Raw genomic sequence first — 8,009 nt, 5'->3', positions numbered from 1 at the left:
GGCCCGGCTCGCGTGTGCGCGGCCACCGCGTAGGCGACGAAGGAGCAAGCGGCGGTCGCGCACACGCGAGCCATAAAGGGGCCGCGAACACCCAGCGCCGCAGGCGCTGGAAGAACTAACACAGCTAGGCTGCTTGCGGACAAACTGGTGCGCGAACCAGTGTGACGGGAGAAGTGTGGAATGAGCGTGCGCAGCTGGCCCCAGGTGCTCGGAACCCTCGCCGACGGTGGCGACCTGGCCGCGGACGACACGGCGTGGGCGATGAGCGAGATCATGTCCGACAACGCCACCCCCGCGCAGATCGCCGCGTTCGGCGTCGCCATGAAGATCAAGGGACCCACGCCCGCCGAGCTGACCGGCCTGGCCAGCGGCATGCTCGAGCACGCCCGGCTGGTGCGGATCGATGGCGACGCGGTCGACATCGTCGGCACCGGCGGTGACCGGTCCGGCTCGGTGAACATCTCCACCATGTCCTCGATCGTGGTGTCCGCGGCCGGGGTACCCGTGGTCAAGCACGGAAACCGGGCCGCGTCATCGAAGAGCGGCGGCGCCGATGTGCTGGAGGCGCTGGGCGTGAAGCTCGCGCTCGGTCCCGAGGCGGTGGCTCGCTGTGTGCGGGAAGTCGGCATCGGTTTCTGCTTCGCGGCCGTGTTCCATCCCGCCCTGAGGTACGCGGGCGCGGCGCGCAGCCAGATCGGCATCCCGACCGTCTTCAACGTGCTGGGGCCGCTGACCAACCCCGCGCAGCCGCGCGCCGGGCTGGTCGGCTGCGCGTTCGCCGACCTGCTGCCCGTGATCGCGGGCGTGTTCGCCGAACGCGGCGCGAGCGCGCTGGTGGTGCGCGGCAACGACGGCCTCGACGAGATCACCACCTCGGACACCACCGAGGCGTGGATCGTGTCGGGTGGACGAACGCGCCGAACCACCATCGATCCGACCCGCATCGGCATCCCGCGGGTCGATCTGGACGCGCTGCGCGGCGGCGACAGCGAGGTGAACGCGGGCGTGGCCCGCGACGTGCTCGCCGGTCGCGGTGGCGCGGTCCGGGACGCGGTCCTGCTGAATTCGGCCGCCGCGATCCTGACCTACGACTGGTCGCGCGGCGTGGGCGATCCGGACGCCGACCTACACGCCGCGCTCGCGGCGGGCGTCGAGCGCGCCGCCGAGGCGATCGACACGGGCGCCGCCACGGCGTTGCTGGAGCGCTGGGCGAAGTTGACGCAGACGCTCGGCGACAACTGACGCGGGCCGGCTCGGTGCCCGCAGCGATGCCCGGCTCGTGCACGCTGCCGCGGCTTCCGCGCCGACCTGGCCGTGCCGATGCTCCGGCATCGCCGCTGGGGACATGCGCCGACACGCTGACCTGAGCGAGGGCCGTGGCCGGGATCGTCGCGGCCGGTAACGTCGGCCGGACAATTCGGCGCATGCCGAGTCGGGCACCGCGCCGATCGGTTCGACCGACGAGGAGCACCGACATGCGACTTTTCGTTCCGCTACTCGCCGTCCTCGCCACCGCAGGCATCGCCGCCGCCCCAGGAGCGAATGCGGCCGGAGGCGTTTTGTTCGCCGACGGCGTCGTGTACGAGAACCCGGTCGGCTGCGTCGAGGTCGGCGACGGGTCCGACGTGGAGATCCGCAACCGCACCGATGGAGTCGCGCACTTGTACGAGTCGCCGGACTGCTCGGGCGACGTCGTCGTGCTGCCACCGAACGACGGCGCCTATTTCGCCGTGCGCAGTGTCCGGGTGCGGGACTGAGGGACTATTCGCCGAGCGAGAACGCCGCCTCCACTTCGGCGCGCGAATACGACTTGAACGCGATATGGGTCGTGGTGCGCAGGACACCCGGTGTCTTGTCGATCCGGCCGGTCACCACATCGGCGATCTGCTCGTGGTCACGTACCCGCACGATCGCGATCAGGTCCACGTCACCCGCGCAGGAGTAGACCTCGGCGACGCCGTCGGTGTCCGCGACCGCCTGCGCGGTCTCCGGGATGCGGCCGTTGTCGGCGTGGATCAGGACGATCGCGGTAATCATGACGCTCAGCCTAAGCGGTCCAGATAACCTTCCTCGGTCGGTTGGGCGCGGACCGCCGCGTCGGCCAGTTCCGCCCAGCCCAGCCAGCGCGCCGCGCCGAAGAGCGGCTCGTGATACCCGTCCGTGGTCCGCACGATGCGGACGCCGGGCCGGGCCAGCCAGCGTACGACCAGCGCCACTTCCTCGGGGGACGCGCCGCGTAAAGGCGGGGCGTTCTCGACCGGAGACCTGGCGTGGTCCTGCACATGCGGTCCGGCAACCCCGGCCGGAACCACTGTTTCGGCGGCGGCCACGATCTGCTCCACGATGGGCATCGGCGGCACGCCCCGCTGGGCGGTGCCGGAACCGGCCAGGCGGCCGTACCGGATGACCGCGAACTCCCACCCGCCGTCACCGTCGGGATGTGCGGCGATCAGCTCGGCGATGCGCGCCACCGCGGCCAGTCGCTGGGTGCGCCGCAGCGCGCGCACCACTCGCGCCGCGCGATCGCGCAGCCGCGCCGCCGCCTCGAAATGTTCCGCGCGCGAATGAGTTTCGATGCGGTCGAGCATGAACCGGATCGGCGCGTCGCTGCGCCCGGCGAACAACGCGCGCACGAGCGCGGGCGCGGGCGCGTACTGCGCCATGTCCAGCGGCTTTCCCTCGGAGCCCGCTGGACATCCGCCGACCAGGGCGGGCGGGCACTCGTGCGCCGCGTTCCTTGACAGCCGTGCCGTGCAGGTGCGCAACCCGGTGAATTCGGCGATGATCACGCCCAGGTCGGCGGCGTCGTTGCGGGAGTGGAACGGCCCCAACGCGTCCCGGCCGGGCTCGCGCACCACCGAGAACCGCGGGAACGGCTCGTCGGTGAGAGTGAGCCACCAGGCCCGTTTCGGGAATTTCGACCGGCGGTTGTAGGGCGGGGTGTGCGCCACCAACAGCCGCAGTTCGCGCACCCCCGCCTCGAGCGCGTGCGCGCACACCACGTGGTCGACCCGAATCGCCAGCGAGACCATCTCTTTCATCCGCCCTCTGGTCTCCGAACCGGTGAAGTAGTTACGGACGCGGCGGCGCAGGTTCACAGCCGTGCCTATATATAGGACTTCGTCCGAGGGACCGCGGAACAGATACACACCCGGAGCGGCGGGGAGATCGGCCGCGAGGACGCGTTTGGAGCGCTGCCGGGGCGTGACGTCGGGCAGGTAGTCGAGCAGCTCGGTGAGACTGTGGACGCCTTGGTTCCCGACCCGCGCGATCAGGGCGTGCAGCACGTCGACGGTCGCGCGCGCGTCTTGCAGTGCCCGGTGCGTCGGCTGCGTGGTGGCGCCGAGCAGCCGGGCCAGCGAACCCAGCCGCACGGAAGGCGCCTCGTCGCGCCCGAGCACCCGTCGCGCCAGCTTCACGGTGCACAGCACCTGCGCGGCCGGCCATGCGGTGTCGCACTGCGCCGCGGCGGCACGCAGGAACGCCATGTCGAACCGTGCGTTGTGCGCGACCAGCACCGCGCCCGCGGCGAACTCCAGGAAGCCGGGCAGCACCGCCTCGATGCGCGGCGCGGCGTACACCATCGCGGTGGTGATGCCCGTGACGTGCACGATTGCGGGCGGTATCGCTCGTCCCGGGTTGACCAGTGTCGCGAATTCGCCGAGCACCTCCCCGCCGCGCACCTTCACCGCTCCGATCTCGGTGATGCCGTCGGCCCCGGGACTGGTCCCGGTGGTCTCCAGGTCCACGACCACGAAAGTCGTGTCGTACAAGGGAGTGTCGAGCTCGTCGAAAGCCAGCTGCTGGACGGCCGGGCGCGGCACGGGATCGGACACGGCGAGCAGCGTAGGGCCACGGTCCGACAGGAACCGAGCACGCGAATACGCCACGAAATGTCCGAATGACACCGTGGAGATTTCGGGGCGGTACCCGGGAAATGATCTAGAAATGCGGAAAAGAGACCCAGATCACATAAGGTTCAAAACTGTATCAAACATTGCGGCGAGTCCCGCGAAAAGCGATCTCCCGCCCTCGGGCGTGTCGACAACCCCTGGCTCTACGGTGTACGAACGAGCGACCATATCGGAACCTATGGCACATTATACGCCACTACCTGGGAAAACACCCCACAGACCCACCCGGGGTAGCCGACCGGTCCACCCCGCCGCGCGACCCTGCCCGAACGCGCGCTCTCGCACGATTACCCCGCCGTTATCTTTTCGTGATTCGGTGGGATGTATCTCACATCCATTAGCCGCTGAAATTGTTGAGCAACCCCATTTCGCTTCGCTGACGCTTTACAAACGACCGTGATGTGTTCGTAACCTTTTCGAGACCTCACGGAGTCCCGCCGCGCCGACCGGTGCGGCGCCGACGAAGTCCGCGGCACCACCGGGTGCGGCGTCGTGAGGCAGATTGGGAGTACCGCATCATGACGACCAACGCCGCCAAGCGTCAGGCGAAGCGCGCTGTTGCCGCCGGGGCCGTCGGCGCTGCCACCATCGGCGCGTTCCTGCTGCCCGCAGCCCCCGCGTCGGCCCAGCCGGTGACCGTCCCCGGCGTGGGAACCTTCGACGTTCCGAACGAGCTGCCGGTTCCGCCGGGCATTCCGGGCGTCGAGCTGCCCGGCCCCGCTCCCCTGCCCTTCGTCGCACCCAAGGCCTCCGGCGACATCGCGCTGGACGCCGCCCTGAGCAAGGTCGGCTCGCCGTACGTCTACGGCGCCGCGGGCCCGGACGCGTTCGACTGCTCCGGCCTGGTCCAGTGGTCCTACCGCCAGGCGGGCATCGAACTGCCCCGCACCAGCGGCGCCCAGCTCGCCGCGGGCAGCCCCGTGTCCCTGGACGATCTGCGCCCTGGCGACCTCGTCTCGTTCTACGGCGGCGGACACTCCGGCCTCTACGCCGGTGACGGCAACGTCGTGCACGCGTCCACCTCGGGCCAGCCCGTGAAGGTGGCGCCGATCTCCTCCATGCCGATCGCGGGCGCTCGCCGCTTCTGAGAAGCAGCTGGTCGGGCCGCGAGATCGCGGCCCGACCGCACCACGGCCCTGTGATCAATTCGTTCTCTACTGGACATCGATGAGGGCCGTTCCGTAACCTAACCGAGACCTTCCACCGATTACCCCGGGTTCGCCCGGCGCAAACCTCGGGGTTCGTCGAAGGCTTCCGCGTCGGTTTCGCGAGAGATCGCTGCACGAGAGAACGGGGCACCGCGGGCTGTGGCTGAGCATCACCGGGGACAGCAGACCAAACGTCTGGTGGGAGGGACGCTGGCAGCCGGATTGCTGGCCGCCGGTCTCTACGGCGGCGGCCCGGCCGGAGCGGATCCGGTGGCGCTTCCCTCCACCGCCACGGAGGCGGTGCAGCGGATGATCGATCTGTCTCGTCAGTCCGAACAGCTCAACCAGCAGGCTCTGGGCGTGGAAGCCGAGTTGGACGCGAAGCTCGCCGTCCAGCGTGACGCCGACGCTCGGCTGGCCGCCAGCACCGACCTGGTGAACCAAGCCAGGGACGAGATCCGCCGGTATCGGCCGGTCATCGACCGCACCGCGATCGCCGCCTACCAGGGCGCCCGCACCAACCGCCTGTTCGCCGTGCTGGTCAGCGACTCACCGCAGCAACTGCTCGACCAGATGTCCACGCTGGACGTGGTGTCCGCGCAGACCTCCGAGCAGCTCGACCACTACTCGAAGGCCACCGACGCCGCGACCGCCGCCGAATCGGCGGCCCGCACCGCCGCCGACGCCGCCCGGTCCGCCGCGCAGAAAGCCGAGGCGGTGCGCATCGAACTGGAGCACAAGCGCAGCGACCTCGGCGGCGCCATCGCCCAGGTGGTGCAGGCCTGGGGGTCGCTGTCGGCCAAGGACAAGTCGGCCCTCGCCGGATCGCCGTTCCCGCCCGGCTTCGACCGGGACAGTCTCTTGCAGGGCCTCGTCCCCGGCAGCGGGACCAGCGCGCTGGCGGCCGGGCTCACCCGGATCGGCGACCCTTACGTCTGGGGCGCCACCGGTCCGGACCAGTTCGACTGCTCCGGCCTCGTCCAGTGGGCGTTCAAGCAGGTCGGCAAGAACGTGCCTCGGACGAGCTCGCAGCAGGCCACCTACGGCACGCCCGTGGCCAAGGAGGATCTGCAGCCCGGCGACGTCGTGTTCTTCTACTCCGACATCTCGCACGTCGGCATCTACGCGGGCAACGGGCTCATGCTGCACGCCTCCACCTTCGGCGTGCCCGTCGCGGTCGCACCCATGAGCTCGACGCCGTTCCATTCGGCTCGGCGATACTAGAGGCCGTGAGCGAGCCAACCAGCGGCACCGCAGTACTCGAAGCCCGACCAACCCGCGACGGGCAACGGTGACCCACCCGGGCGGGCGGCGCGGCGCCTACCCCGTCGGCCGCACAGCCGTATCCCCCGCCGGGGCGCGCCGATGAACGGCATGCGGAGATTGCGCGCGTGGTGCTCGGCCCGGCGACGCTTCGAGTTCTGTCTCACCGTCGCGATGGTGGTGGCACTCACCGGCGTGTGCGTCGCGCTGATCATGTTGCCGAACACGGTGCTGCCGAAACTGCGGGCCGCGGAGCCGGGAGCGACCGAGGCGGTGGGTCAGGCGGCGGCCGCCGATCCCCGGCTGGCCGAGGTGCGGCGCATCGTCGAACCGTTCGGGTCGATCATCGCCCGCCAGGTGCCGACCGGAGACGGGGGACGATCCCTGGTCGTCGGCCATCCCGACCAGCGGATCGAAATCGACGTGCTGGAACGTGAACTCGCCGAGGCCACCGCCGCGGTGACCGACGTCTGGGGTCCCGGCTGGGCGCAGTCCGCGCTGGTCGTCGTCGCCTCGTCGCCCTCCGAGTTCGCGGCCCTGCTGCGCTCACCCGGTCTCCTGCCCGCCGAAGTCGCCGCCGCCTCCGTCGCCGATCCGTTCACGGCGGGCAGTCGGCCCACCGGCCAGCGCGTCGTCTTCGGCCCCGACACCGGACGCCGCCTCGATCCCGAGGGCATGGCCACCCTGCTGCGGCATGAACTCACCCACATCGCCGCTCGCGCCGACACTGTCGACGGCGCCCCGCTGTGGATGCTGGAGGGTTTCGCCGACTACACCGCGCACCACGGGGAGGACCAGCGGTTCTCCGACATCGCTCCCACGCTCACCGCGCATGCCCACGCGGGCCGGATCCCCGAGGATCTGCCGCCCGACACCGACTTCTCCGGCCCCGACGCCGCCTTCACATACGAAAAGGCCTGGTCGATCTGCGCCTTCGTCGCCGAGAAGTACGACCGAGCCCGCCTCGTCCAGCTCTACCACCGCATCGCGGCGGGCAAACAGGACCCCACCACCGAAGACGGCATCCTCCGCGAAGTTGTCGGCACCCCCCGCGCCGATTTCGTCGACGACTGGCGCGAGTGGCTCCGAACCCGAACCGCCTGACCCCTACCGACAGCCGCGAGCGCACCGGTGCGGCACCCGTTACGCAGGGTCAGCGGACGTCGGCGCGGAATCGGAAGGCGTCGCGCGGCAACTGGTGTCGGCCTGCTCCCGCTGCTGCTCGGCCTACGCGCCGGTGGGACATGTGGCGCGATCGCGACAACGGCGGCGGCGATCCCAGCGGCCCGATCCACGGCGGCGCTCCCACAAAGCCTGTCCGTCGCCGGCGGTGAGCGAGTCACCCTCGCCAGCGGCGGTGACCGTCCTCATCACCATCGAACTCACCATCCTCATCGAAGGCGGCACTTTCGCCCTATGACCCCCGACCCGGCGCCGCTCATCGTGTCGACCCCGCAACGCCCTCGACGATGAACGACCGACTTTCTCCGTCCTGCCACCCGCTTGCACCAGGCCCGGCGCTCACAGCCAGACGCGCCCAGCGCACCTCAACCGCGACTTTCGAGCGAAGCGAGACCGAGCCTGTTCCGTTCGCGGCCCGGCTCGCGTTTGCGCGGCCGCCGCGTACGCGACGAAGGACCAAGCGGCGGTCGCGGCGGCTGTGCGTCGCCATCGCGCGGGCCGT

The 8,009-nt window shown here is 70.3% G+C and carries 7 protein-coding genes; 5 read left to right on the top strand and 2 right to left on the bottom strand.

The features are described 5' to 3' along the window. Positions 1-180 precede the first annotated feature (180 nt). Positions 181-1,242, top strand: coding sequence for an anthranilate phosphoribosyltransferase (gene trpD, locus ABZW96_RS36940; protein ID WP_355081463.1), 1,062 nt, complete (start codon positions 181-183; stop codon positions 1,240-1,242). 233 nt (positions 1,243-1,475) lie between these two features. Beyond that, entirely contained in the window at positions 1,476-1,757 is a 282-nt protein-coding gene (locus ABZW96_RS36935; RefSeq protein WP_355081461.1) for a hypothetical protein, read from the top strand. 4 nt (positions 1,758-1,761) lie between these two features. Here ABZW96_RS36935 and ABZW96_RS36930 read toward each other — a convergent pair whose 3' ends face one another. Both ABZW96_RS36930 and ABZW96_RS36925 read right to left on the bottom strand, forming a co-directional pair. Next, the gene (locus ABZW96_RS36930) at positions 1,762-2,037 is read right to left on the bottom strand and encodes an Lrp/AsnC ligand binding domain-containing protein (protein WP_067800602.1); all 276 of its coding nucleotides are present in this window, start codon (positions 2,035-2,037) and stop codon (positions 1,762-1,764) included. 5 nt (positions 2,038-2,042) lie between these two features. Further along, positions 2,043-3,836 carry a DEDD exonuclease domain-containing protein gene (locus tag ABZW96_RS36925; protein WP_355081459.1) on the bottom strand — a complete coding sequence of 598 codons (1,794 nt, stop codon included), beginning with the start codon at positions 3,834-3,836 and terminating at the stop codon, positions 2,043-2,045. 596 nt (positions 3,837-4,432) lie between these two features. Here ABZW96_RS36925 and ABZW96_RS36920 point away from each other — a divergent pair. The 3 genes from ABZW96_RS36920 to ABZW96_RS36910 all read left to right on the top strand — a co-directional run bounded on the left by ABZW96_RS36920 (position 4,433) and on the right by ABZW96_RS36910 (position 7,429). Next, complete coding sequence (locus tag ABZW96_RS36920; protein ID WP_355081457.1) at positions 4,433-5,002, top strand: C40 family peptidase; 570 nt, start codon at positions 4,433-4,435, stop codon at positions 5,000-5,002. 219 nt (positions 5,003-5,221) lie between these two features. Continuing rightward, the gene (locus tag ABZW96_RS36915; protein ID WP_355081455.1) at positions 5,222-6,286 is read left to right on the top strand and encodes an NlpC/P60 family protein; all 1,065 of its coding nucleotides are present in this window, start codon (positions 5,222-5,224) and stop codon (positions 6,284-6,286) included. Positions 6,287-6,436: 150 nt separating this feature from the next. Next, entirely contained in the window at positions 6,437-7,429 is a 993-nt protein-coding gene (locus ABZW96_RS36910) for a hypothetical protein (RefSeq protein ID WP_355081453.1), read from the top strand. Positions 7,430-8,009: the final 580 nt, after the last annotated feature.

The organism is Nocardia sp. NPDC004168 (assembly GCF_040610355.1).
GTDB classification, from domain to species: Bacteria; Actinomycetota; Actinomycetes; order Mycobacteriales; family Mycobacteriaceae; genus Nocardia; species Nocardia sichangensis.
Note: the sequence above shows the minus strand (reverse complement) of the source record. Positions and strands in the feature narration are given on the sequence as shown.